The sequence below is a fragment of the uncultured Tateyamaria sp. genome, assembly GCF_947503415.1.
Lineage (GTDB): Bacteria > Pseudomonadota > Alphaproteobacteria > Rhodobacterales > Rhodobacteraceae > Tateyamaria.
The window spans coordinates 1-758 of sequence record NZ_CANNDS010000014.1; the positions used below are offsets into that span (position 1 = coordinate 1).

Sequence of the window (758 nt, forward strand, 5' to 3'; positions counted from 1 at the left end):
CCGTCGCCTCCGTCGCCGTCGACATCCTCGGCGACACCCTCAACGAAGCACTCGAGACATTCTCGCTCGTCATGAGCTCTATCCCAACCTTTATTGCCTCGGAAGACAGCACGGGCACAGCTACAATCCAGGACCGCCCGCCACAGGACCCGATTATTGGAACTGCAAACGACGACAATCTTGTCGGCACCGACTTTTCAGAACTGATCAACGGGCTGGCAGGGGCCGACACCATTTCGGCAGGTAACGGCAATGACAATATTGCTGGCGGCGGCGGTGCCGACGAGGTTGACGCAGGCGCAGGCAACGACACCGTGGACGGGGGCAATGGTCGCGATTTGGCAGTTCTGGGCGACGGCAATGATGTGTTCAACGACAACGATCAGGGCGGTGAACTTGGTGCTGATACGGTACTTGGTGGGCTTGGCAATGATACCATCAATGGTGGCGCTGGCGCCGACGAGTTCCGCGGTGGCACCGGCAACGACGTGCTGTCTGGCGGCGCTGGCAATGACAGCATCTTCGGGGGTGATCAGGCCGACACGATCAGTGGCGGTGACGGCAACGACACGGTTGACGGCGGCAATGGGCGGGACAATGTGACCCTGAACCAGGGCAATGACGTGTTCAACGACAACGATCAGGGCGGTGACGCGGGCCGCGATACCGTCAATGGCGGCTTGGGCGACGACACTATCAACGGCGGTGCGGGCGCGGACGAGTTTGCGGGCGGGGACGGGTTCGACCTCATTTTCGGC

1 protein-coding gene is annotated in these 758 nt (G+C 61.3%); it reads left to right on the forward strand.

The window, feature by feature from the left end:
* The coding region (locus Q1A32_RS23920) for a calcium-binding protein (protein ID WP_299658425.1) at positions 1-758 on the forward strand (758 nt) is incomplete at both ends.